Source organism: Streptococcus parauberis NCFD 2020 (assembly GCF_000187935.1).
Taxonomy (GTDB): Bacteria; Bacillota; Bacilli; order Lactobacillales; family Streptococcaceae; genus Streptococcus; species Streptococcus parauberis.
The window spans coordinates 86577-111587 of sequence record NZ_AEUT02000001.1 but is presented as its reverse complement, the minus strand read 5'-3'; the positions used below and the strand labels follow the sequence as shown (position 1 = coordinate 111587).

Below are 25011 nucleotides of genomic sequence, written 5' to 3'. Positions count from 1 at the left end.
TTTTTTTATTTTTTTATTTTTTTGACAAAAATTAGACGGTTTCCAACTACTATTTAGATGATAGATAAATAATAGAGTAAAAGGAGAATAAAATATGTCTGCTGATTTACTGTTAGTTCATTTTGATCAAGTCTTTTGCCCTCAAGATATGGGGCATCCATTATATGGTGATCAAATGAAAAATGCTCAAATATTAGACGATGGCTATATTGCTATCAAAGATGGGAAAATATTAGCTGTTGGCTCAGGACAGCCAGATTCAGATTTAATTGGTCCAGCGACTAAAGTTAAATCATATGAAGGGAAAATTGCCACACCAGGTTTAATTGATTGCCATACTCATTTAGTTTATGGTGGAAGTCGTGAACATGAATTTTCCAAAAAATTGAATGGCGTCTCTTACTTAGAAATTCTTGCCCAAGGCGGAGGGATCCTAAGTACGGTTAAAGCAACCCGTGAAGCTGACTTTGATAATCTCTATCAAAAATCGGCTCAATTATTAGACTACATGTTATTACATGGAACTACTACTGTCGAAGCAAAAAGTGGCTATGGTTTAAACTGGGAAACTGAAGAACGTCAATTACAAGTTGTTAAACAATTAAATGCTGACCATCAAATAGACTTGGTTTCAACCTTTATGGCAGCCCATGCGATTCCAACTGAGTACAAAGGGCATTCAAAAGATTATTTAGATCATATTATTAATGAGATGCTTCCTAAAGTTAAAGATGAAAACTTAGCTGAATTCTGTGATATCTTTTGTGAAAAAGGTGTATTTACGGCTGATGAATCTCGTTATTTACTGTCCAAAGCAAAAGAACTTGGCTTTAAATTGCGTATCCATGCTGATGAAATTGAATCAATTGGCGGTGTTGATGTTGCTGCTGAGCTTGAAGCAGTTTCAGCAGAACACTTAATGATGGCGACTGATCAAGGAATCGAAAAGATGGCAAAAGCAAAAGTCATTGGAAATCTTTTACCAGCTACTACCTTTAGCTTAATGGAAGATACTTATGCACCTGCTAAAAAAATGATTGATGCAGGAATGGCTATCACTTTATCAACAGATAGTAATCCTGGTTCTTGTCCAACTGCCAATTTACAATTCGTTATGCAATTAGGCTGCTTTATGATGCGACTCACGCCAATTGAAGTTCTAAATTCAGTTACTATTAATGCTGCTTATTCTGTAAATAGACAAGAAACAATCGGAAGTTTTGACGAAGGCAAAATAGCTGATATTGCGATCTTTAGTGCCAATAATATTGATTATCCATTCTACTTCTTTGCCACAAATCTCATCCATCATGTTTATAAAAATGGTAAACTTGTTGTTAAAGAAGGTCATATTACAAAATAAAAAAAGCTTTTACGGTTTTCCGTAAAGGCTTTTTTTATGGTTTTTTGATGATTTGATAAGATTGATAAATGAAGACCAAAGCTAATATAACACTAACTGCAATAGCAATGACAGCCATAATCATCTGTTCGGGTGAGGCACTATTATTATGGTTAGCAGTGTAAATGAAATAGGCTGCCCAAGATATGGCTAATAGGATAAATGGATTTTTATCTTTTCTCACTAGGAAGATAGCTAGAGCACTAATAACAATTAATACCAATCCCGAAACCAAGGCATTTGGTGCCTGTACCCCAAATTGCGTTTTTTTGAAGAAAGCAGCTATATTAACTAAGCTAGCAATAATTAACCAACCAGTATAAATCCCAAAGGTAAACTTAGACAGTGATAAACCATCATCAAGTTTTCCTAAATAATGACTGATAACCAGTAAAAGTAAAGCATAGATAATAATGGCAATTGTAGAAAGACCTATCAAATCGTTGGTAAATAAAATTGTCCATAAGATATTAAAAATAAATGTTCCCATCAAAAATGGATAAATAAGATCTATTTCTTCCTTGATTTTATAGCTCCATTTGAAATAATAAATGATCAATAAGAGAAATAATAAACCATAAATCACTGACCAAATAGAAAAAGCTTGGCTACTAGGGGTCAAAAAATTATGATATTTATCAGATAAATCTTTCTGACTCATCCCTGTTAAAAAGCCGATGGCTGACAGAAAATTAAAGACGAGTGTCAGAATATAAGCAACAAAAAGTGACTTTATTCTATTTGCTTCTTTTTTCATAGTAAAACCTCCTTTTTTCATATTATAAAATAATTTCTAATAAATTACTTAATTTTAACATGATATAAAAGTGCCCCCAGGCAATTATGGTACAATGAAAGGAAAAACAGTTAAGGAGAAAAAATGCTTGAATTAAGTCGCCAAGAGATAATTAGTCAACGATTATATAATAATGGATTAGTGGAAAAACTTAAATCTATTGATCATCTCTTAAGCAAATCCCTAGGCATCCAAGCTCAGTATATCAATCATGCCCTATTCAATATTTCAACTCGCCTTGACCCTGATAGTTTTCATTCCTTTTCAGAATTAGAAAAAAAGAGTATCTTAGCATGGGGACAACGGCAAACCTATCATTTTTATCAAAAGGAAACTTGGCAAGACATTGTAATTTCCCTAGCAGAACAAGAACTTTGGCCAAAAAAATTACTGACAGAAGCTGGCATTAACCTGGAACTTGTCAGCCAAATTCTTGAAGATTATCTGATTGATAAAAGAACTCGGCAAGAGGTTCTCGATTTTTTTGGACCAGATCACAAAGTCCTCTTTCAATGGAGTGCCCTTTTTCTTCTTCATTCCCGACAAGGCCAACTCTATCATACCTGGACCACCCAAAATGACCGCTTTGTCCACTGGCACCAATTAAACCAGACAACTCCTGCTCCTTTTCAAATGGAATTGCTACTGCACCGCTATTTTATCTTTTATGGACCAGCGACTTTAGCTGATGCCGCTCATTTTTTTGGTATTAAGCAAAGCCATTTAGCTAATATACCACTAAGCAATTTACAAGCAACCACCTATCAAGGGAAGAACTACTACTTTGATAGCTATCATGAGCAAGTCAGTCTGCCAGAAATTGTCGTCCTGGGAAAATTCGATCCTTTGTTGATTGCTTACGCCAATAAAGATTTGCTCATTGACCAGGATATGCAAGCAAAAGTTTGGAAAAAAGCCGGACAAATTTCAGCTATTATATTGAAGAAAGGTAAATTAGTTGCAACTTGGACCTTTTCAAATAAAAAAAGTGACATTAGTTTTACTGTGGAAGTTCAGGGTAAGTTACTTAAAAAAGATAAAAAGCAAATTGAATCTGTCTTTAAGACCTATTGTCGTCAAATGAAAAAACAGCTCAAATCTATAAGCTATCTTAACTAATGTTATAATAGTAAAGGAGGAAATAATGAAAAAAGAATATATTAGTTATTTATCTGGCACAATTTTTTTAATCTACGGACTAGTCAGCCATAAACTGATTTTTACAGTCTTAGCAATAGCCTTACTTATTATTGGTTATGCTGATCATCTCAAAACAAAAAAATAACTCCGAAGAGTTATTTTTTTTATTTTGTTTTATAAGCATGTGTGAAGTCAACATCAAGTCCAGTTGAGTTACGAACTAATCCTTTAATATTAGGGTTTTGAAGACCTTCATTGGCAAGATAATATAGCGGGCTATAGTGAGCACCCTCATATAAAGCTTTTTCTGCCGCTTTGTAATCATCTGCTGCTGCATCTTTATCCAAAGCATTCGTAGTTAATGCACTCTCATAAGCAGCATCATACTCAGGGCTCTTAATTTTACCATAGTTGTAGTCAGAATTTGATGTGAATAATCCATAGAAGGTTGATCCTTCAGGATAATCACCACCCCAACTAACAAAAGCTATCTCAAAGTTTTGTTCTGAAGTATCTTTAAGACGTTGTTTGAAGGTTACAAATTTTTCTTCAAGTGTCAATCCAGGTAGATTTTTCTCCCAAGATTCTTTGATGTAATCCACAGCAGCCTTCTTCATAGGATTATCTGAATCAGCTAACATGGTCAAGGTTAATTTTTCAGTTCCAAGTTCTGCTAATCCTTCTTTAAAAAGTTTTGCTGCTTTTTCTTTATCATATGTGTAAGGTTGTGCAGTGTATTCACCTAAATCTTTACCATTGGTTAATTTTTCTAAACCAGTCGGTGCTAGAGAGCTTGCCGCTTTAGAACCTGTATCTGCAGCAGCTTTAACTAATCCTTCACGGTCAGTAGCGAGGTTAAGTGCTTGACGGATTTTTTGATTAGTTAATGCTTTCACAGAACCAGTTTCATTATAAGCTAAGTAATCTGCACGGGCTTCTGGAATTTTGATGTTGTCTTTATTATTTTTATTAGCATTGTAGATTGCTGATGTTCCAGAAATATTTGCAAAGTCTAATTGACCTTGTTTGTACATTTGAACCGCAGTATCTGGTTTTTTAATAGCTTGTACTTTTACAGTTTTGGTTTTAACATTTTTGGCATCCCAGTAATATTTGTTTTTTATTAGTTTAAAGCTACCACTAGTCCCATTCCAATCTTTGACAACATATGGCCCAGAATATAATTGTTTTTCAGAACTTGTACCATATTCTTTGCCTGCTTTTTCAACAAATTTCTTTTGTTGTGGCATAAAGTTTGAGAATGATAAGAGACTTTCAAACTGTGGTGCGGGAGTGTCCAAAGTAAAGATAATTTTATTACCATCAGCCTTAACACCCAATTTAGTGAGATCTTTTTCCTCACCTGCGATGATTTTATCAGCATTTTGTAAGTGAGCATCCGTTGTTAAATAAGCATATTCTGACGCAGTCTTAGGATCAACCATACGTTGCCATGTATAGACAAAGTCATCGGCAGTCATTTTGCTACCGTCCGACCATTTTAAGTCGTCACGCAAAGTAGCTGTATAAGTCTTACCATCTTTTGAGATATCGACTTTAGTAGCTAAATCTGGAACAAGTTTACCATCTTTACCGACGCGAAGTAAGCTACTACCAGAATTCCCAATCGCCATCGCTGAGTAGCGGTCAGTATTTTTGGAAATATCTAGTGTAATAATTTCAGTAGGTGTATACCAATTGATGGTATTTTTATCTCCAGATTTTGATGCAGAGTTTGAGTTACCACACGCTGCTAAAGTTGAGACCGTTACTAAAACGAGTCCAGCCGTTGTTAATGTTTTCCATGCTTTCATATCCCTATTCTCCTAATTGAATACTCAACTTAATCTTTAAGTTATGATTTACATGATATCACAAATATTCTGAATTGACAAACAATTTCAAATATTTTCTAAAAATTAGATTGAATTACATATTTACTCATTATTCGTGTAATTTTTAATCACTTATTAGCATAGAGTGAATAAAAATAAGACACCTTATGGAGGTGTCCTATCTTATTTTGTAAATTCTTTGACCAAAAGATTAAATTCTTCATTGGTCAGGGTAACCCCTTTACCCATTTTGGTATGATCTGGGCTCCAAGTTCGAATATCCCATTTTGCTGGTGCACCATTAAATGATACACGATTTAGTTCTTTAGTCCAGCCTTTATCATTCTCAGATAAAGTAATTAAATGTTCTTCAATTTCAAAAGTAAATTCAGCCATTTTTCCTCCTAATAAATAATTCGAAAAAAAGAGAAAAATTTCTATCTCTTTTCTTTAAAAAATAACAATTTTGCGATAAAATACTATAAAACTATTCTAACAATTTATAAGGAAAATGGCTATGAAATCTCTTGCAAATATAATAAAGTCATCCCTTTATGATTTTATTGACGGACACTCCCATTACCCCCACCAACAGGACAAACAAAAACCTATTTCACTTCAGTCAAATAAAAATATAGCTACTATTAACGAGGCTATGGAAAGCAATACTCCCGTTCATCTTATTTGCTCAGAAAAGGACCTAACAGGTCTGATTACCAAATACAATAAAGAAATAGGACAGCTCATCTTAAAAAACAATAATGTGACACAAATAGTCACCATTTCTGAAATTAAAAAAATATCCATACTACCAAAAAACAAAGCATGAAAACTCCTCTTCATAGAGGAGTTTTGTTATGCTCTTACTGTTTGGCTAGTGCCATCTTTTTTATAAAGATTGACTAATCCTTCTTTACAGGCACGAATCATATCACCTGCTTGAACAGCCTGTGGCAATTTAATTGTTAGTAATGCCATTGGATTTGGTGCACGATTAATTTTGTTACCTTGATCATCATGTAAATCAACTACTTCTGTTTCAAAATGTCTGAATCCTGGACCATAAAACTCAATTTTGTCCCCTTCATGAATAACATTACGTTGACGGATTGTTGCTAGCATGGTTGATGAATCAAATGAGACTACTTCTCCAACAAATTTATATTGTGGAATTTTACGGCGAGCTCCAAATAACTGTTCATTCTCAGTTGGCGTTCCATAATAAAAACCTGTTGCCAATTCGCGCTGAGCTACTTTCCATAGTTCATCAATCAATTCATCTTTAATGGCAAAGAATTTTTCTGGACTTTCCATATAAGCATCGACTGCTGCCTTATAACAATTGGTAACAGTTGATACATAGTGAATTGATTTCATGCGACCTTCAATTTTAAGGCTATCAACCCCATTCTCAATTAAATCAGGAATATGGTCAATCATACACATATCAACTGATGACATTGAATAATCTTCAGGAATTTCACCTTTTAAAGAACGTCTTTCAGAACCAAAAGGCAATTCATAAAGATCATATTTCCAACGGCAAGATTGTGAGCAACCACCACGGTTCGCATCGCGGTGACTCATGTGGTTAGAAAGGACACAACGTCCTGAATAAGAAATACACATTGCTCCGTGAACAAAGGCTTCAATCTCTACCTCTGTACGTTTTCTAATCTCAGCTAACTCAGCCATATTTACTTCACGAGCTAAAACAACACGTGTTAAGCCCATTTCTTTCCAAAACTCAAATGTTTCATAGTTTGTTGATGAAGCTTGAGTTGACAAATGAATTTCTAAACCTGGTGCTTCCGTTGAACAGATAACTATTAAAGCAGGGTCTGATACAATAACGGCATCTAAGCCCATATCTCTTAATTGACGGAACCATTCACCTGCTCCTGCTTCATTACCTTCATGTGTAACCATATTGGCTGCAACATAGACTTTAGCATCATGAGCGTGAGCATAATCAATTCCTTCTTGCAATTCTTCCATAGAAAAATTACCGGCACGACTACGTAAACCGTAAGCTTGTCCACCGACAAAAACTGCATCTGCACCATAATCAATAGCAACTTTTAATTTTTCTAAAGTTCCAGCTGGTGAAAGGACCTCTGGACGTTTTTTTTCTGTATTTGACATTTTTTATCCTTTTTTCTCTCGACTGTTGAGCATCAGCAATTCTTCAAAAATTACTTAACCGTTTTCGGATCAAACTCATAAAATCCGGTATCTAAGTCACGACCTTTTGGATGAAGTCTTTTAAGTTCTTGATCAAGTTCTTCTGCTTTTTCTTGGCTAAATCCTCCAGCCAAAATTAGCTCGCGCGCCTCAATAAAGAGTTTAGTAATAGCTAAGAAGTTATCACCCGGACAGTATATCCCATCCAATTTCCAATTATTTAAGTTATGGCTGTGCAGTTCTTCCAATTTGGTCATCATATCAATGTCATTGTTGATAAAGATGTGCGTCCCATGGTTGTCCTGATAAATGGAATAATGGCTCTCGGGATCACCGGGTTCAGCAAGGAATAATCCGCGTTCTCTGGTTGTTTCATCATCAATATGAGTGAAATTATAGTAATTTTCGATCAGTGGACGTTTTGAATGGTGTATAACCGAGGCTCCATAAACTAATACTTCAGCTGGAAATTCAACATTTTCAGCTAAGGTAAATAATTCTGCTGAAGGGATTTCACGAGCTAATACAGTTTCTACTGCTCCATGTTGCCCCCAAAAATTGACCTGACGACTTGATGTCACGAAGACAGACGTGTCATAAATTAACTTAAAGTTATAGCCATCACGCTTATTAACATAAATGAGTCCAGCATCACCAACCACCAAGTAATCAACTTGAATTTCTTTCATTAAATCTAGGAAAGGTTTAATGGCATCCATCATTCCTTGGTGTATCAGTGCGTTACAGGCCACAGTCAATTCTTTTCCTGCCGCATGCACGATTGTTGCAATTTCTCGTAATTCATCATAAGTGAAGTTATGAGGAAGTCTTAATCCGTAATCTTTTTCTCCAACATAAATACGGTCTACCCCAAGTGATAACAATGCTTTAACGTGTTCAATACTTTCAGCTGTTGCTGTAATAATTATTTTTTTCATATAAAGATTATTATATCAAATTTTGGAGGCCTTGGAAGCATATTTCTTGTCAATTCTTGAAAACTGTGCTTTCATTTTTTAATTTTCAAAAAAGAGATGACAAATTGGAGAATTTGTGATAAAATGACTTAGTATCTCGAAGGAAAGGAGAGGACTATGCCATCACCATTAAGAAAAGAAGAGCATTTTGAACAATTACAGGATTATCAGAATGAAACTCCGAAATTTCAAGAATTTCAAGAACTTAATGCACCTAGTGCTAAATTAGAAGAATTATTCTTTTTTGCTGCGATTGCAATTTTTAGTTTAGTCACTGTCTTATTTGCATTTGTCCTACTCGCATTAAACTTTTCTCCGATATGGGCATTTTTGTTCTCAGGTTTAATTAGCTTTAGTATCACAAATGTTCTCAAAAAATCTGTTAAAAATCTTATCAAATAAAAAAAGTTTTGGGAAAACCCAAAACTTTTTTATATTTCTGAATGTAACTCTTCTTCTTCACGTTCAGACTTAGCTGATGCATCTATAATTTCTTCTGAAAAAACATCTGTATCTGAAATCAAATCTTCTGAAGTGTTCATCACTGGAGCTTCCTCATTGATATCAGAATAATCAATGATTACATCTTCTTCATTAAGAACAACATCTTCAGTAGTCATTGTTTGATCATCTGTCATATCTTTTTCTTCTGTAAATTGTTGGCTTGTCTTATTAACAAATTGATTTGTTTTTTGTTTAACTGCTTCCATTACTTGTTCAGGAGTAATCTCACCAGTTTCAAATTTATGTTTATAATCATTAAATGTTTCTTTTGCAAGGTTAGTATATTCAGTACCTTTTTCTTTTGCCATTTGATGATACTCTTCTGGGTTTTCTTTATAAGCATCGTATGCCTGTTCAGCACGGCTTTTAATTTCTTTTCCTTTTTCTGTTGATAAGAAATAGGCAGTTGCAAGTCCAGTTGCAGTACCAATAACTAATGATTTAAGTAGATTACTCATAACTTTTCTCCTTTTTACCAAATACTTTTGAGGCCATTTTACCTACCATGGCAGTTTTACTAACTTTAGAAACACCACTTGTTGCTGAGCTAGCATGTTGTCCCAAAGTTCTTGCATGAACATTTAAATCAGAAACACTTTCTGATAAATCTGCAATGGCAACAAATAAGGGATCAATTGTTGATACTTTACCATTGACATCTTCAACTAAAACATTTGCTTTAGCTAAGATTTCATTAGTTTGATAAAGAGTTACATTGACATCACTGGTTAAAACAGAAATTGTCTTCTTCGTTTCGTCAATTGTTTCTGATACCTTTTTAAGAACAATAATTAAAAAGATTACGAGTGCAACAAATGCAAGTGCGATGATAATTAATGCAATACCTACTAAATCCATATTTTCTCCTTTAGCTTATTCCTGATAGAAAGGAATATTTTTTTGTGCTCTTCTTTTGATAACAAAAGCAAGACCAATTACAATAATAATAATTGAAACAATTTGTGAAACTCGGATACCTAAGAACATTAGACTATCCGTTCTCATGCCTTCTATAACAAGTCGACCACAACCATACCAGATGAGATAAAAAGCAAAGATTTCACCTTCTAAGAGAAACTTAGGTTTTCTTCTCAAAACAATGATAAAGATAAATCCAAATAAATTCCATAATGACTCAAATAAAAAGGTTGGAATTCGGTAACTTCCGTCTATAAACATTTGTTGTTTTATGAAGTTTGGTAAATAATTTAAACTTTTTACTGCTTTGCCATAAGCTTCTTGATTTACAAAATTACCCCAGCGACCAATAGCCTGCGCAATCATTACACCAGGAACTGTAACATCCAAAAATCTTATGGGATCAATAGCTTTATTATAGGTGTAAAAATACAAGACGATGGCACCTGTGATTAAACCACCGTAGATAGCAATCCCGCCATTCCAAATGGCAAAAATTTCATTCAGGTGCTGAGAATAATATGACCATTCAAAGGCAACATAATAAATTCGTGCACCAAGAATAGATAGTGGAAAGGCAATCAAAATAAAGTCAATAATATCGTCACTAGGCAATTTTTTGTGTGGAGCTTCTTTTGAAGCTAAGTAGACTCCTAACAGCAAACCCATCATGATACAAATCGCGTACCAATGAACGGCAAATGGACCAATTTTAAATGCTATTGGGTCAATCATTGGTTTTCCTCATTCTGACTAATCAAATTCGTTAATCTTTCTTCAAAAGTTTTAGTCGCATCAAATCCCATTTGTTTAGCACGATAGTTCATCGCAGCTGCTTCAATAACAACAGAGACATTTCGCCCAGTTTTAACTGGAATTCTAATTCGTGGAATTTTAACGCCGGCAAAATCAACATCTTCATTACCATTGCCAAGACGATCAAATATTTTCCCTGCTTCAAAATTTTCTAAATAAATAGCCAACTGAACTTGTGAAGAATCTTTAACAGCACTAGCTCCATAAAGTGACATAATGTCAATAATGCCAACACCTCGAATTTCGAGAAGATGTCGTAAAATCTCAGCAGGCTCCCCCCAAAGTGTCTCTTCGTCTTTCGCATAGACATCTACTCGGTCATCAGCAACTAAACGATGACCCCGCTTTACCAATTCCAAACCAGTTTCGCTTTTACCTATACCAGAGTCCCCTTGTATCAGAACACCCATACCATAAATGTCCATCAAAACACCGTGAACACTTGTTCGTTCTGCTAATGATTCCCCTAAGAAATAAGAGATTTCACCTAATAATCGACTAGTAGATGTTTTACTTTTTAAAAGAACAATATTTTCCTCTTTAGCTGCTTGAATCATTTCATCAGGTATTGGTAAATCTCTAGAAACGATCACAGCTGGTGTTTCTTTTTTAAACATCTCTCTTAAAACTGAATAACGGTTATGAGAAGTCATTTTTGTCAAATATGACCATTCCTTCATCCCAAAAATCTGAATGCGTTCAGGTGCATAATAATCAAAATAACCGGTCATTTCAAGCCCTGGTCTTGATATGTCGGATGTTGTGATTTCTTTTTCAAATAATTCATCGGTGCCATAAATAATTTCAAAACGAACCTTATTAATGAGCATCTTAACTGTAACTGACATAATTTCTCCTTTTTTATATTATATCATACTTGAATTGTAAACCCTTTAATAGAGTCACTTTAAAGTATCATAAATATAAAATTTTAGAGAAAAAGACTTCATGTCAGTCATAAAGTCCTTCTTCAAATCAATAGGTTGTCTCTTTAATTCATTATTCCCCTGTTCAAAAATAATAAGTTAAAGAAAATTCTTACCAGAACCAACCATCATCTTCATCGTCAACCACTTCGGCATCCTTACGACGTCTTGGCCCATTATTACGTTTTTTAGCAATTAGATCCTCTTTATAAGGCAAAAAGATAGCTAATAAAATGTAAATAACAAATCCAAAGCCAGTTGAATAAATTAGCAGGGCTGCAAAAACGCGTGCAATTGCTAAATCCCAACCATATTTATCAGCTAAGCCAGCAACAACACCTGCAACCAACCTGTTTTTGCGCTGTTTGTAAAAAACTGTATCCATTGCGCACTCCTCCTTTGCTGATTTTCTTCTATATTATAATACCTATTGATGATAAATAAATCAGTCTTTTGACTGATTTATTTTGACTATTTTTCCTTGACAAAAGCCGCAAACATATTTTCGCGTGTTAATCTGTCGTCTTCTTGTAAAATGATGCCCACAAGACTTACATATATAATGAATTTTATTGAGTTTTTGACTAATTGGGGCATAGCGCAAACCATCGACCTGGGCTAATAGATCTTTAAAATCTTGGTCTCGATGTCGGAAACCTTTTTTGGCCATATAGAGATGGTAGTGACAGAGCTCATGCCTAACAATTTTCCGAAAAATCTCAGGACCAAATTCTTCATAAAGATTAAGATTAAAATCTAAGTGACCATCATTGGGGAAAAATCTTCCACCTGTTGTTTTTAAACGATTATTCCAATGGGCCTCGTGTTCGAAGCTTTGTCCAAAATCCTCTTTGGAAACCTGCTTTACATAATCAGTTAGATTCATTTGGCGCTAATAAACTAAGGTTAACTTTGTGACGGTCAAGATCAATTTTAGAAACCCATACAGTCACCAAATCACCTACGGAAACTACCTGACTTGGGTGATTTACAAATGTCTTACTCATTTCGGAAATATGAATTAAGCCATCTTCATGGACACCAACATCTACAAAAGCACCAAAATCGACAACATTGCGAACAGTCCCTTCCAGTTTTTGACCAATTCTTAAATCTTTTAAATCTAAAACATCTTGACGTAATACTGGCGTTTGGAATTCATCCCGAAGGTCTCTTCCTGGTTTGAGTAAATCACTGATAATATCTTTCAATGTCTCAAAACCAATTGACAACTTCTCAGCCATCTCCTTCTTATTCACTGCTTTTAATTTGTCTTTTGCTTGGTCGTCTAATCCCTTAATATCTAATTCTTTAAATAATTGCTTAACAGCTGCATAGGATTCTGGGTGAACCCCTGTATTGTCGAGGACATTTTCACCATTTGGAATCCGCAAAAAACCAGCAGCTTGCTCAAATGCCTTTGCCCCTAGACGTGGAACTTTCTTAATAGCCTCACGGGAAAGTATACGTCCATTTTCCTCACGGTACTTAACGATATTTTCAGAGATTGTTTTATTAAGTCCAGAAACATGAGACAAAAGCACTGAACTGGCTGTATTGATATTAACTCCAACTTGGTTAACCACGGTATCAACGACGAAATCCAAATTATCCGTTAATTTTTTCTGGCTAACATCATGCTGATATTGACCGACACCAATTGACTTAGGATCAATTTTTACTAATTCTGCTAATGGGTCTTGCAATCGCCTTGCGATTGAAATGGCAGAGCGTTTTTCGACCGTTAATTCTGGAAATTCATGTCTTGCTAGTTCAGACGCTGAATAAACAGAAGCACCGCTTTCATTCACGATGACATATGAAGTACTTGGAAAGTCCTTAAGAATTTCAGCTACAAAAGCTTCGCTTTCACGGCTAGCCGTGCCATTTCCAATCGCAATAATTTCAATTTGGTAGGTTTGAATTAATTCAGCTAATTCTTTTTTTGCAAGTTGAATTTTTGCTTGTCCAGCAGGTGGTACTGGGTAAATGACGTGAGTTGTAATTAATTTACCAGTTTGATCGACAACTGCTAATTTAGCACCAGTTCTAAAGGCTGGGTCAAAACCTAAAACCATTTTCCCTTTTAATGGAGAAACTAACAAAAGGTTTCTTAAATTCTCTGAAAATAATTGAATAGCACCGTCTTCAGCAGCCTCTGTTAATTCACTGCGAATCCGACGTTCCATGGTAGGAATAATTTTTTTCTTTAAGGCTTGTGAGATGAGATCTTCAATATAAGGATTTTTCTGCTTGAAACGGACACTGAAAAAACGCAACATTTTATCAATGTTATGTTCAAAGGAAACTTTGAGCACACCAAGTTTTTCACCACGGTTTAATGCAAGTGTCCGATAGCCTTGCATTTTGGAAACTTTATCAGAAAAATCATAATAAATTTGAAAGACATTTTTATCATCAAGTGATTGGTCTTTTAATTGCGAAACAAGCTGACTATAATTCCAAATTTCGTTATAAGTCCATGAGCGCAGCTTAGCATCTTCTGACATTGCCTCAACTAAAATATCAATAGCTCCTGACAAAGCTTTTTCTGCAGTAGGAAAGGCTTCATTTGTATATTTTTCAGCCTCTACTTCTAACTGGTCAGCATCTTGTAAGATGAGACGAGCCAGTGGGAACAATCCAGCTTCACGAGCAATTGTTGCTTTGGTCCTTCTTTTCTCTTTGTAAGGCAAGTAGAGTTCTTCAACATCAGCTAGTTTATCTGCTGATTCAATAGCTGCTCTAAGTTGATCAGATAGTTTGCCCTGCTCAGCAATTTTTGCCAAAACAGTTTCTTTTCGATTTTTTAAGGCTGTTAAAGATTTTTCAGTATCAATAATAGCTTTAATGGCAACTTCATCCAAATTACCCGTCACTTCTTTTCGATAACGTGCAATAAATGGAATGGTATTTCCTTCAGCTGTTAAATCTAAAACGTCTTGAATTTGTTTTATTGAGATTGCTAATTGCTCAGCAATTGTTTCGATAATTTTATTTTCCATAATAAGTATATTATACCATAAAATGGCTATTTAATGGGCTTTTGGCATGTTATTTTAGTTAGTCATTAACAATAAAATAAGATGCCTAGGGCACCTTATTTTATTAGTTTAATTCGACAATTTCGCCTGTTTCTAAATAAACCAAACGTTCGCAAATATTTGAAATATAATCAGCAAAACGTTCAATATGACCCATCATGTAAAGGTATTCTGCTCCGTTACGAATTGAAGTTTCTTGCCCTTTCATTTCAGTCATGATTTCCTTAGACGTTTTATAATATAATTCATCAATAGCTTCATCTTGTTTAGCAATTTCAATTGCTTTTTCAATTTTACGTTTAGGAAAAGCAGCTAATAAGTCTGATAACATTTTCAGTGCTTTTTGACCGGCATCGTGAATTTGTTCTTCGATTGTATCTAAGGTATCGACTTCTTTCAAACGAATAATTGATTTTGAAATCCCAGCCATATGGTCACCCATACGTTCTAAATCAGAACAAGCTGACATGATTGTAATTACAAAACGAAGATCTGTTACTTGTGGTTGTTGTAAGGCTAAAATACGTGCACAAGACATCTCAACATCAATTTGTGCTTGGTTAATCAATTTATCATCTTCAATGATTTTTTCAGCCATTTCTTTATCTTTTGCTGCTAATGCTAATAATGCTTTAGAAGCTGATTCAATAACTGCTTGACCCAATCCTAAAAATTGTTGCTCTAAAAGTTGAAGTTCTAATTCAAATTGCTCTCTCATGTAAAAGTCCTTTCTCTAACCGAAGCGTCCAGAAATGTAGTCTTCTGTACGTTTATCTTTAGGATTTGTGAAAATTTCTAATGTATCACCGAATTCACAGATTTCGCCAGTTAGGAAGAAAGCTGTTTTATCTGAGATACGTGAAGCTTGTTGCATGTTATGAGTTACAATAATGATGGTATAATCCTTTTTCAAGTTTTGCACAAGATCTTCAATTTTCAAAGTTGAAATTGGGTCTAATGCTGATGTAGGTTCATCCATTAAAAGAACATCAGGTTCTACTGCCAAGGCACGTGCGATACAGATACGTTGTTGTTGACCACCAGAAAGTGACATTGCATTCTTTTTAAGATCATCTTTAACTTCTTCCCAAATCGCTGCGCCCTTAAGACTTTTTTCGACAATTGCATCAAGTTGAGCTTTATCTTTAACACCATGTGTTCTAGGGCCGTAGGCTACGTTATCATAAATAGACATCGCGAATGGATTTGGTTGTTGGAAAACCATTCCGACACGTTTACGTAAGCTATTCAAATTCATATCTTTTCCATAGATATTTTTGTCATCTAAAAGAATGTCTCCTTCGATACGACAACTAGGAATCAAATCATTCATACGGTTCAAAGTTTTCAAAAATGTTGATTTACCACACCCTGAAGGGCCAATCAAGGCTGTAATTTTCCCTTCTGGTAATTCAATATTAACATTTTTAAGGGCATGAAAATCCCCATAATATAATTCAAGGTTTTTTACGGAAAAAGTTCCCATTATTTAGATGCTCCTTTCACAAGGCGACGAGATAAAATTGTAGAGATAGCATTTATAATCAATACTGTAATAATTAAAATAACACCAGTGGCATATGCTTCTTTAACATGAAGACCTTCACTAGATAACATATACATATGTAAAGCGAGTGAACGTCCAGAAGACATAATAGATGTTGGTGCATTAGTTGAAGTCCCTAATGTATACATAAGAGCTGCCGTTTCACCAACGATACGACCAACTGCCAAAATAACACCTGCTAAAATACCTGGCATGGCAACTGGTAAGACAATTTTGAAAACAGTTCTCAATTTCCCAGCTCCAAGCCCAAAACTGGCTTGACGCATGCTATCACTTACAGACATCAAAGCTTCTTCTGTAGCTCTGATAATAACTGGAAGAACCATAATAACTGATGTCAAAATCCCTGACAATAATGAATATTGGAACTTCATAAAGACAACAAAGAAAAGCATCCCGAATAGACCAAATACAATTGATGGAATCCCAGCTAATGTATCGGCAGCAATACGAATCAGTTTAACCCATATTGAGCCTTTTTTAGCATACTCGACTAAGTAGAATCCTGCAAATACACCAATTGGCAATGCAATCAAAAGTGAGCCAAATACTAAAATTAAAGTAGAAACAATTGCTGGCATCAGTGAGACATTATCACTAGTGTATTTCCATTCAAATAGTGAAGGAGTAATATTTGGTAAACCATTAACCAAGATAAATCCTACGATTAGAAAAAGTGATCCAAATGTAAGTAAGGTAAAAAGGTAAACTAAAGTTTTTAAAATATATTTACTCATTTACTGATTTTCCTTTCATATAAGAGAACCACGCATTAATTAGAAGGATAAAGATAAATAATACAGCAGAAGTCGCAATCAATGCTTCTCTATGTTGACCAGAAGCATAAGCCATTTCTAACACGATATTTGTTGTCATTGTTCGAGTGCCTTCAAATAATCCTGTTGGAATAACTGGTTGATTCCCAGCGACAAGAATAACAGCCATTGTTTCCCCAATTGCACGACCAATACCTAAAATTATTGCTGAAAAAATACCTGATTTAGCAGCTGGAACAATAACACTAAAAATAGTGCGTTCATGACTTGCTCCTAAAGCAACACTTCCAGAATAAAAAGTTGCAGGTACTGTTCGAATAGCTGATTCAGTCAAACTAATGATAGTTGGTAAAATCATAATACCTAACAACAATGATGCTGTGATAACGGACATCCCGTTTCCAGCAAATGTTCTAATCCAAGGAACCATTAATTGTAAACCAAAGAAACCATAAACAATTGATGGAATTGCAGCCATCATATTGACTGCACCTTTTAGGAAACCATAGATTGGTTTTGGGCAGTAATAAACCATAAAGACAGACGTAAAAATTCCAGTAGGCACACCGACAATAATAGCTCCTATGGTGATTAATAATGAACCAACAATCATTGGTAAAATACCAAAGCTAGAAGGTGTATTTGAAGGAGACCAATTTGAGCCAAATAAGAATTTAGCAACACCGTATTTTCCGATAAATGGTAGTCCATTCATAAATATGAAGATACAGATTAATGATATAGCAACAATTGACATCGCTGCACTAAGGAAGAATAGAATTCTGAAGAATTCTTCTTTGAACGCTTGTTTTTTCACGCGCTATCCTTTCTAAATGAATGAAAGCAAGGGGGACAAAGGTGTCCCCCTTACACTTTCTTAGACTTATTTTGCTTTATCCCAGCTAGTTACTTTACCAGTAAATACGTCTGTGATAGATTTCATGCTGATTTCTTCTGCTTTGTTGTCTTTGTTAACAACAACTGCAATTCCATCAAGTGCGATAGCATCATGTTTTAAGTCTTTGCCTTCTTCAGGAGTAAGTTCACGAGACACCATACCAATGTCAGCTGTTTTTTCTTTAGCAGCTGTGATACCTGCTGAAGATCCATTAGCAGTGATATCGATTGTTACATCTGGATTTTCTTCTTTGTATGCTTCAACTAGTTTTTCCATAAGTGGTGTAACTGAAGTTGAACCAACTACTGAAAGTTTACCTGACATTTTTTGTGAAGTGTATTCTTTCATATCATCTTTAGCTTCAACAAATTTATTATCTGTTACAACTGCTTGACCTTGTTTAGAATGAATGAATGCTACGAAGTCTTTTCCTAAAGCTGATAAGCTGTCGTTGTAAACAATGTTGAATGGACGTTGAAGTGGGTAGTCGCCATCTTTAACTGTTTTAGAGCTTGCTTCCACTCCGTCAACTTTAAGTGCTTTTACATTATCATTAAGTGAACCAAGTGAGATATATCCTACAGCATCTTTATTACCAGATACTGCTGAGATAACACCTTCTGTACTGTTTTGAACAACTGCTGATTTAGAAGTGTTATCAGTTTCTTTATCACCATCTTTTTTCAAAATACCAGTAATTTCAGTAAATGCTCCACGTGTTCCTGAACCATCTTCACGAGTGATGACTTCAATTTTTCCACCTGATGCTGATGTATCAGAAGATTTTGAATCGTTGTTGCCACAAGCAACTAAGCCAAGACTAGACAAACCGAGAACTGCGAGAGTAATCATTTTTTGAATTTTCATAAGTTTCACCTTTTAAAATATATTTTTTTACTTCTTGTAGATTTGCTACATGTTTAGTATACCAATGCTTTGTAAAGGTTTATCCCCTATTTTTGTAAAGATTTTGTAAAAGTTTATATTTCTAAAATATATTTCCTAAACATTAAAAAAAGAAGTCTTTTAGGCTTCTTTTTTCTCTGAAATAATACTTGATGGTAAGGTTAGGGTAAAGATACTTCCCTGACCAAGCTGACTAGAAACACTAATTTTACCAGATAAGATTTGACTAAGTTCTTTCACTATTGAAAGACCTAGACCAGTTCCACCACTTTGGCGACTGCGTCCTTTATTAACTCTGTAAAAACGTTCAAATATCCGTTCGATTTCTAACTGACTAATACCAATTCCCGTGTCCTTGACACATATTGTGATATTGTCTTTTGTTTCTCTAGTAATAACCATTATATCCCCGCCATCCTCAGTATAACGAATGGCATTTGATAGAAGATTTAAAATAATCTGAGACAAAAGGTATTTATCCGATTCAATGATAACATTAGCTTCTAAATCATATTTCAAATGTAAATGTTTTTGCTGCAATTGATGTTTTAAGCTATTGCCAATATACTGGAGAAATTCATTCAAGTCGATATCAGTTTTCTGTAATTGAGTCTTTTTAACCTTCGAGAGCGTCAGCATATGCTCAACAATGTGTTCTAAGCGCAAGCTTTCATTATAAATAATATCCAAGAATTCTTTTTTTAAAACTTCTTCATCTTGCGGCATTGACTTGATGGTCTCCGCAAAACCTTTAATAGAAGTTACCGGTGTTCTTAATTCATGAGAAGCATTTGAGATAAAATCCATGTTCAATTTTTCGTAATTCCGAATCATTGTTAAATCATAGAGTAAAACTAAAACTTGCTCAGTCTCTTGAACATCATTTAGAATTGGAACGACTGTCACTTCTAAAATCAAATCACCTTCATGAAATCCACGAAGTTCTTTTTTTATGGTTTTGGTGCTTAAAAATGTCTGTTTAACTAAAGACTTGATATCCGTTCGGCTAATATCATCTAAAACCTTAAAATCGATTTTTGTATCTGGAAAATAGTTAGGCAAGGATTTACTATGTATAACGATATTTTTTTTTCGATCAACCAAAAACATGCCCATTGTTAGGTGGGATAGCAAAGCTTGAAGGTTTTCAGACATACCTTTGATGCTTGCTTTTTGTTGCTCTGTTTGATTTCGAAAATTTCGTAAAATATGGTTTAGTTCCTGAATTGTCTCATCTGAAGAATAATTGTAATACCTTAAAGTATAGGCATTCTCTACTAATTCATCTAAGTCATTTTGAGTGTCGTGCATATTTCTTATTGCGAATACTGATATCAAAATCAAGAGGATAATAAAACTAATCCAAACTTGCTTATTTCCATAGTCGAAATAGATAAAAAAACAAAAGAGCCATAATAATATATTCGTGATTGCTAGGATACTAAGACTTTTTCTCATCCTTTAACTCCTTAAATTTATAACCGTAACCACGAATGGTTTTGATAAACTTAGGATTTTTCGGATCATCTTCAACTTTTTCTCTCAGTTTACCAATGTGGACATCGACTAATCGTGTTTCCTGACCAAAATCATAACCCCAAATTCGTTCAAGCAATCGTTCTCTTGTTAAGGTCATATTAGGATGCTTTATTAAATAAAGTAATAATTCATATTCTTTTGGTGTCAGGTTTAACATGTCATTATCTTTATAGACTTCATGACGATCAGGAAAAACCCGTAGCCCATTAACGACCCATTGCTCATCACTCAAATCATTATCATCAGTTTGATCTTTTTCTGTTCTACGAAGTATAGCTTTTACTCTTGCAATTAACTCTCTTGGGCTAAATGGTTTGGTTAGGTAGTCATCAGCACCCAATTCTAGGGCTAATACTTTGTCAAATTCATCCCCTTTAGCTGAAACCATCATAATAGGGGTTGTGATTCCTTTTGCTCGAATTCTTTTACAAACTTCTATCCCATCTAATTGAGGAAGCATGATGTCTAGTAAGATAAAGTCAAAGTGTTCAGTCTCTGCTAATTTTAAAGCTGACCGACCATCACCGACTAATTCTGTCTGATAGCCTTCTTTGGCCAAATGATAATCTAATAAACGAAGAATATGTTCCTCGTCATCCACTAGTAAAACATGTTTTTTCATTACTTTCTCCTATGAAATTAATTATATCACATTTCTCAGAAAACATAATTAAATCTAGAATTGAGATCAAAAGTAAAAAATCTGTATTCAACTTCCAAATTTATATAAAAAATACTTTCCAAAGCATAATGAACTTTGACAAGTATTCTTCCCTATTAATATAAGTTATGTTCAGATTGTTAATTCAATAATGTTTCCTTCTGGATCATTAATAACCGCCTCATAATAACCGTCACCTGTTGTACGCGGACCATTTTGAATAGGAAAACCTTGGTCTTGCATGTAGTAAGCAAACTCATCAACTGCTTCTTTCGAACCTAAAGCCAATGCTAAATGTGCAAAGCCAAATTGTTCATGGTTTTGGTCAGCAAGATTAGTTTTATTCATTATTTCTAAGCGAGCACCTGACGCAAATGTTAAAAAGTATGAATAAAATCCAGTTTTAGGGTTATGATAAAGACTTGTAGAACTTGCTTCAAAATAACGGCAATAAAATTCTTTCATTGCTTCCATATCTTTAACCCATAGTCCGATGTGTTCAATTTTAACTTGCATATTTTTTCTCCTTTTCTTCTTAAGTTAAGTATAAGACTTTCGTGGTAAAATAACTTGTATAAAAGAAGCTAATACTGATACTATTATCTTATTATAATTCTCTCTTCAATTAAGAATTATGATTTATCTTTTCATTTCCCTTTAAATGATAGTATAATAGTGGTATATCTATAAAGAAAGTTGGTAGAAAAATGGCAATTACACATAAAAAAAATGACGAATTAGAAAAAATGATGTCAGGTTTTGCAAGTATTCCAAGTTTTGACAAACCAATAGATGTCGATGCTGAAGGCAAAATCATTCCTGCAACCAAAGAAGAAAATAATAAAAAAGAGGTTGACAAACTATGAGTTATCAGTCAGGAAGTCCACTGACTTCTCTTTTTTTGCTGATATCTTACTTAAATCATGATGTTTTTAGAAAGGGGGAGAGATAATGCAAATCTTTTCATCTCTTCCACCAGATATTCTTCAATGGTCGGCTATCTTTTTGTCGATTATCATTGAGGCCTTACCTTTTGTTTTGCTAGGAACTATTCTTTCTGGTTTTATTGAGGTTTACATTACCCCAGATATTGTCCAACGCTACTTGCCAAGGCAGAAATTTCTGAGAATCCTTTTTGGGACCTTGATTGGTTTTGTTTTCCCATCTTGTGAATGCGGCATAATCCCAATCATCAATCGTTTCCTCGAAAAAAAGGTCCCTTCCTATACTGCAATACCCTTCTTAGCAACTGCACCAATTATCAATCCGATAGTGCTCTTCGCAACCTATTCAGCTTTTGGAAATTCCTTACGCTTTTTATTACTGCGTTTACTAGGAGCAATCATTGTCGCTATTTGTTTAGGAGTCTTGTTAGCTTATTTCGTGGATGATGATATTCTAAAGGAATCGGCTGAGCCAGCTCACTTACATGATTACAGCCAGGAAAAATGGTCTAAAAAACTATATTTTGCCTTAGCTCACGCCATAGATGAATTCTTCGACACGGGACGTTATCTTGTTTTCGGTACATTAATTGCCTCTGGCATGCAAATCTTTGTTCCTACTCGGATTTTAACAAGCATTGGGCACAATCCGCTCACTGCCATTCTAACGATGATGCTTCTTGCATTCATCCTTTCTCTTTGCAGTGAGGCAGATGCCTTCATCGGTGCTTCCTTGTTAACCACCTTTGGTTTTTCCCCCGTATTAGCCTTTTTGCTAATTGGACCTATGGTTGATATCAAAAATTTGATGATGATGGTAAAAGCCTTTAAGAAAAAATTCATTATCCAATTTATCTCCGTCTCTGCTTCGGTTATTATCCTATATTGTTTATTAGTGGGAGTGATGTCATGATCAGATTTTTAGTCTTAGCAGCTTATTTTGAACTAACCATGTACTTAGAATTATCCGGAAAATTGGATCAGTACATCAATATTCGCTATTCTTATTTAGCTTATATATCAATGGTCCTATCTTTTCTGTTGGCCACTGTTCAACTCTATACTTGGATGAAAAATATTAAAGTTCACAGTCATCTGCACGGGAAAATGGCTAAGCTGACAAGTCCTTTGATTCTAGTCTTACCAGTTCTGGTTGGACTTTTGATTCCAACGGTCAGTCTTGATTCAACAACTGTTTCAGCTAAAGGCTATACTTTTCCACTAGCAGCTGGAACGTCAAAAAATGGAATAAGTGATGATGGAACAACTGTTCAATATTTAAAACCCGATACCAGTCTCTACTTTACCAAATCAGCCTACCAACGGGAAATGAAAAAAGAGATGAAAAAGTATCAGGGAAATCAACCTCTACAGATTACCAGTCAGAACTATATGGAAATAATGGAACTAATTTATCTCTATCCAGATGAATTTAGTGATCGTGATATTTCTTATACTGGTTTTGTTTACAACGAACCTGGTCATAAAGACTACCAATTTCTGTTCAGATTTGGTATTATACATTGTATAGCTGACTCGGGTGTCTATGGTTTATTAACGACTGGAAATCAGGTTTCCTATCCAAACAATACTTGGTTAAACTTAAAAGGTCATATCCAAACTGAGTACAACAAAGATTTACAACAGACCTTACCTGTTTTACATATTACAGAAGTCCAGCAAGTCAACAAGCCTGATAACCCATACGTATATCGTATTTTTTAACCAATCCTTTTGAAAAGTCATTTCGACGGACCTACTGCTTGAAATGACTTTTCTTTTGTCAAAAATCACAAAACAAGAATAGAAATGGAGAATCTATGCCATCCAAAGAAAAAACTGTATCTAGAGAAACCTTTTTTGCTATAGTAGCAATTGCTATGATTGGCTTTTCAGGTATTTTGTCCGAAACTAGCATGAATGTTACCTTCTCTAAATTAATGACTGTATATGATCAGCCTTTAACTAATTTACAATGGATAACAACTTTATATTTACTATCAGTCGCCATTATGACTACTGTATCAGCCAGTCTTAAACGTAATTTTGGCGAACGTCAAATTTTCTTCACAGCTTCTAGTATGTTAATTGTCGGAACAATTCTTGCCCCTGCTACAAATTCATTTGTGATTATGCTCATTGCTCGAGTCATCCAAGGCCTAGCAACGGGAATGATTATGCCTCAAATGTTTAATATTATTTTAGAACGGGTTCCTGAACGCAAATTTGGAACTTACATGGGGCTTGGAGGTTTAATCATTAGTTTGGCACCAGCTTTCGGACCATCCTATGGTGGCTTTATGATAAGTCATTTTGCTTGGCAATGGATTTTTATCTGTATTCTCCCTTTTCCAATTATTGCTAGCTTTTTAGCCTTCAAATATCTTGAAAATTCTCCTAAGGGTGAGAAATTGTCCTTTGACTACCTTTCTTTTATATCATTAGCTGTTGCTCTGACCTTAGCACTTCTTGTAATCACTAGCCTAGAGTCCGGACATCTAAATCCTTTCTACTTAATTGGATTTATGATTAGCTTACTTTTCTTCATCTACCGAAGTTTACATAGTCCAAAAGCGTTTTTAGATATCCGGATATTAACATTACCTTCTGTAACTTTTGGATTAATCCCATTCTTTATATTTCAATTAATAAATTTAGGAATTAATTTCATAACCCCAAATTTTATTGTCTTGGATAAGATTGCTTCTTCTTCTCAAGCAGGGATGGTTCTTTTGCCAGGTACCTTATTAGGAGCTCTTCTAGCCCCAATCCTTGGTAAACTATATGATACAAAGGGTCCTAAAATTTCTCTTTACTTAGGAAATAGCTTACTCATAATTTCTTTAATCTTTATGACAATGACAACAAAAACTTTTTCAACCCTGGCTTTCACTTTCATTTATATCATTTTTACAATTGGACGAAATATGGGATTTAACAATACACTAGCTACAGCTATCAAAAAATTGCCAAATGAAAAAAATGCTGATGCAACAGCTATTTTTCAAATGATGCAACAATTTGCAGGTGCGTTAGGCACTGCCCTAGCTTCAATCATTGCTAATAGCCATGCTAATTTTACTTTAGGAGTTCAAAATGTTTATCTCCTATTTACAGCATTTGCTTTAATAAGTTTATTTAGCTATTTTGGTATGTTCAAAGCATTAGCAAAATAAAA

The 25011-nt window shown here is 34.6% G+C and carries 29 protein-coding genes; 9 read left to right on the top strand and 20 right to left on the bottom strand.

Features of this window, described 5'->3' with window-relative positions:
* Positions 1-94 precede the first annotated feature (94 nt).
* Entirely contained in the window at positions 95-1363 is a 1269-nt protein-coding gene (gene hutI / locus SPB_RS00635) for an imidazolonepropionase (protein ID WP_003102583.1), read from the top strand.
* Between the two features lie 34 nt (positions 1364-1397).
* Here the strand turns inward: hutI and SPB_RS00630 are convergent, their stop codons facing one another.
* On the bottom strand, positions 1398-2159 hold the full coding sequence (locus tag SPB_RS00630) for a TspO-related membrane protein (protein WP_003105214.1): 762 nt from the start codon (positions 2157-2159) through the stop codon (positions 1398-1400).
* 123 nt (positions 2160-2282) lie between these two features.
* On the opposite strand from SPB_RS00630, the gene SPB_RS00625 reads away from it, so the two are divergent.
* Both SPB_RS00625 and SPB_RS11310 read left to right on the top strand, forming a co-directional pair.
* A complete protein-coding gene (locus SPB_RS00625; protein WP_003104362.1) occupies positions 2283-3317 on the top strand; it encodes a DNA glycosylase AlkZ-like family protein in 1035 nt (344 codons plus the stop codon).
* A gap of 25 nt (positions 3318-3342) precedes the next feature.
* Positions 3343-3483 (top strand): hypothetical protein, encoded by a 141-nt coding sequence (locus SPB_RS11310; protein ID WP_003103556.1) that lies wholly within the window; start codon positions 3343-3345, stop codon positions 3481-3483.
* A 19-nt stretch (positions 3484-3502) separates the two neighbouring features.
* Here the strand turns inward: SPB_RS11310 and SPB_RS00615 are convergent, their stop codons facing one another.
* A complete protein-coding gene (locus SPB_RS00615; protein ID WP_003103889.1) occupies positions 3503-5152 on the bottom strand; it encodes a peptide ABC transporter substrate-binding protein in 1650 nt (549 codons plus the stop codon).
* A gap of 204 nt (positions 5153-5356) precedes the next feature.
* Entirely contained in the window at positions 5357-5569 is a 213-nt protein-coding gene (locus tag SPB_RS00610) for a YdbC family protein (protein WP_003102937.1), read from the bottom strand.
* Positions 5570-5690: 121 nt separating this feature from the next.
* On the opposite strand from SPB_RS00610, the gene SPB_RS00605 reads away from it, so the two are divergent.
* Positions 5691-6002 (top strand): hypothetical protein, encoded by a 312-nt coding sequence (locus SPB_RS00605; protein ID WP_004234593.1) that lies wholly within the window; start codon positions 5691-5693, stop codon positions 6000-6002.
* A gap of 26 nt (positions 6003-6028) precedes the next feature.
* On the opposite strand, the gene SPB_RS00600 is transcribed toward SPB_RS00605, so the two are convergent.
* Positions 6029-7318: a peptidase U32 family protein gene (locus SPB_RS00600; RefSeq protein WP_003105933.1), complete on the bottom strand. Its 1290-nt coding sequence runs from the start codon at positions 7316-7318 to the stop codon at positions 6029-6031.
* Positions 7319-7368: 50 nt separating this feature from the next.
* Positions 7369-8295: a peptidase U32 family protein gene (locus SPB_RS00595; protein ID WP_003105218.1), complete on the bottom strand. Its 927-nt coding sequence runs from the start codon at positions 8293-8295 to the stop codon at positions 7369-7371.
* 156 nt (positions 8296-8451) lie between these two features.
* On the opposite strand from SPB_RS00595, the gene SPB_RS00590 reads away from it, so the two are divergent.
* On the top strand, positions 8452-8736 hold the full coding sequence (locus tag SPB_RS00590) for a DUF3270 domain-containing protein (RefSeq protein ID WP_003103271.1): 285 nt from the start codon (positions 8452-8454) through the stop codon (positions 8734-8736).
* 29 nt (positions 8737-8765) lie between these two features.
* On the opposite strand, the gene SPB_RS00585 is transcribed toward SPB_RS00590, so the two are convergent.
* The 15 genes from SPB_RS00585 to SPB_RS00515 all read right to left on the bottom strand — a co-directional run bounded on the left by SPB_RS00585 (position 8766) and on the right by SPB_RS00515 (position 21405).
* Positions 8766-9296, bottom strand: coding sequence for a YtxH domain-containing protein (locus SPB_RS00585; RefSeq protein WP_003102478.1), 531 nt, complete (start codon positions 9294-9296; stop codon positions 8766-8768).
* On the bottom strand, positions 9289-9696 hold the full coding sequence (locus SPB_RS00580; RefSeq protein WP_003105569.1) for a DUF948 domain-containing protein: 408 nt from the start codon (positions 9694-9696) through the stop codon (positions 9289-9291). Before SPB_RS00580 ends, SPB_RS00585 begins: the two co-directional genes overlap by 8 nt.
* Before the next feature lie 15 nt (positions 9697-9711).
* Complete coding sequence (gene lgt / locus SPB_RS00575; RefSeq protein ID WP_003104954.1) at positions 9712-10491, bottom strand: prolipoprotein diacylglyceryl transferase; 780 nt, start codon at positions 10489-10491, stop codon at positions 9712-9714.
* A complete protein-coding gene (gene hprK, locus SPB_RS00570; RefSeq protein ID WP_003102519.1) occupies positions 10488-11420 on the bottom strand; it encodes an HPr(Ser) kinase/phosphatase in 933 nt (310 codons plus the stop codon). The genes lgt and hprK overlap by 4 nt, the downstream gene beginning before the upstream one ends.
* A gap of 190 nt (positions 11421-11610) precedes the next feature.
* Positions 11611-11883, bottom strand: a complete 273-nt coding sequence (locus SPB_RS00565) for a PspC domain-containing protein (RefSeq protein ID WP_003103187.1) — start codon at positions 11881-11883, stop codon at positions 11611-11613.
* A gap of 60 nt (positions 11884-11943) precedes the next feature.
* Positions 11944-12384: a SprT family protein gene (locus SPB_RS00560; protein WP_003104778.1), complete on the bottom strand. Its 441-nt coding sequence runs from the start codon at positions 12382-12384 to the stop codon at positions 11944-11946.
* Positions 12371-14503, bottom strand: a complete 2133-nt coding sequence (locus SPB_RS00555) for a Tex family protein (RefSeq protein ID WP_003105367.1) — start codon at positions 14501-14503, stop codon at positions 12371-12373. The genes SPB_RS00560 and SPB_RS00555 overlap by 14 nt, the downstream gene beginning before the upstream one ends.
* 103 nt (positions 14504-14606) lie before the next feature.
* A complete protein-coding gene (gene phoU, locus SPB_RS00550; RefSeq protein WP_003102956.1) occupies positions 14607-15260 on the bottom strand; it encodes a phosphate signaling complex protein PhoU in 654 nt (217 codons plus the stop codon).
* Between the two features lie 15 nt (positions 15261-15275).
* Entirely contained in the window at positions 15276-16028 is a 753-nt protein-coding gene (pstB, locus tag SPB_RS00545) for a phosphate ABC transporter ATP-binding protein PstB (protein ID WP_003103629.1), read from the bottom strand.
* On the bottom strand, positions 16028-16846 hold the full coding sequence (gene pstA, locus SPB_RS00540; RefSeq protein ID WP_003105386.1) for a phosphate ABC transporter permease PstA: 819 nt from the start codon (positions 16844-16846) through the stop codon (positions 16028-16030). The genes pstB and pstA overlap by 1 nt, the downstream gene beginning before the upstream one ends.
* Positions 16839-17702: a phosphate ABC transporter permease subunit PstC gene (gene pstC / locus SPB_RS00535; RefSeq protein WP_003104511.1), complete on the bottom strand. Its 864-nt coding sequence runs from the start codon at positions 17700-17702 to the stop codon at positions 16839-16841. The genes pstA and pstC overlap by 8 nt, the downstream gene beginning before the upstream one ends.
* A gap of 66 nt (positions 17703-17768) precedes the next feature.
* Positions 17769-18650 (bottom strand): substrate-binding domain-containing protein, encoded by an 882-nt coding sequence (locus tag SPB_RS00530; RefSeq protein ID WP_003104127.1) that lies wholly within the window; start codon positions 18648-18650, stop codon positions 17769-17771.
* A 159-nt stretch (positions 18651-18809) separates the two neighbouring features.
* Positions 18810-20147 carry a two-component system histidine kinase PnpS gene (gene pnpS, locus SPB_RS00525; protein ID WP_003102343.1) on the bottom strand — a complete coding sequence of 446 codons (1338 nt, stop codon included), beginning with the start codon at positions 20145-20147 and terminating at the stop codon, positions 18810-18812.
* Positions 20131-20850, bottom strand: coding sequence for a response regulator transcription factor (locus SPB_RS00520; RefSeq protein ID WP_003104099.1), 720 nt, complete (start codon positions 20848-20850; stop codon positions 20131-20133). The genes pnpS and SPB_RS00520 overlap by 17 nt, the downstream gene beginning before the upstream one ends.
* 171 nt (positions 20851-21021) lie before the next feature.
* Positions 21022-21405 (bottom strand): VOC family protein, encoded by a 384-nt coding sequence (locus SPB_RS00515; RefSeq protein ID WP_003104707.1) that lies wholly within the window; start codon positions 21403-21405, stop codon positions 21022-21024.
* 191 nt (positions 21406-21596) lie between these two features.
* Here SPB_RS00515 and SPB_RS11305 point away from each other — a divergent pair, with 191 nt between their 5' ends.
* The 4 genes from SPB_RS11305 (at position 21597) to SPB_RS00495 (ending at position 25009) form a co-directional block, all read left to right on the top strand.
* Positions 21597-21755 carry an SPJ_0845 family protein gene (locus tag SPB_RS11305; RefSeq protein WP_003105237.1) on the top strand — a complete coding sequence of 53 codons (159 nt, stop codon included), beginning with the start codon at positions 21597-21599 and terminating at the stop codon, positions 21753-21755.
* An 85-nt stretch (positions 21756-21840) separates the two neighbouring features.
* The gene (locus tag SPB_RS00505; protein ID WP_003105936.1) at positions 21841-22746 is read left to right on the top strand and encodes a permease; all 906 of its coding nucleotides are present in this window, start codon (positions 21841-21843) and stop codon (positions 22744-22746) included.
* Complete coding sequence (locus SPB_RS00500; RefSeq protein WP_003103478.1) at positions 22743-23558, top strand: TIGR03943 family putative permease subunit; 816 nt, start codon at positions 22743-22745, stop codon at positions 23556-23558. Before SPB_RS00505 ends, SPB_RS00500 begins: the two co-directional genes overlap by 4 nt.
* 95 nt (positions 23559-23653) lie before the next feature.
* Positions 23654-25009, top strand: coding sequence for an MFS transporter (locus SPB_RS00495; protein ID WP_003104312.1), 1356 nt, complete (start codon positions 23654-23656; stop codon positions 25007-25009).
* The last annotated feature ends 2 nt before the right edge of the window (positions 25010-25011 follow it).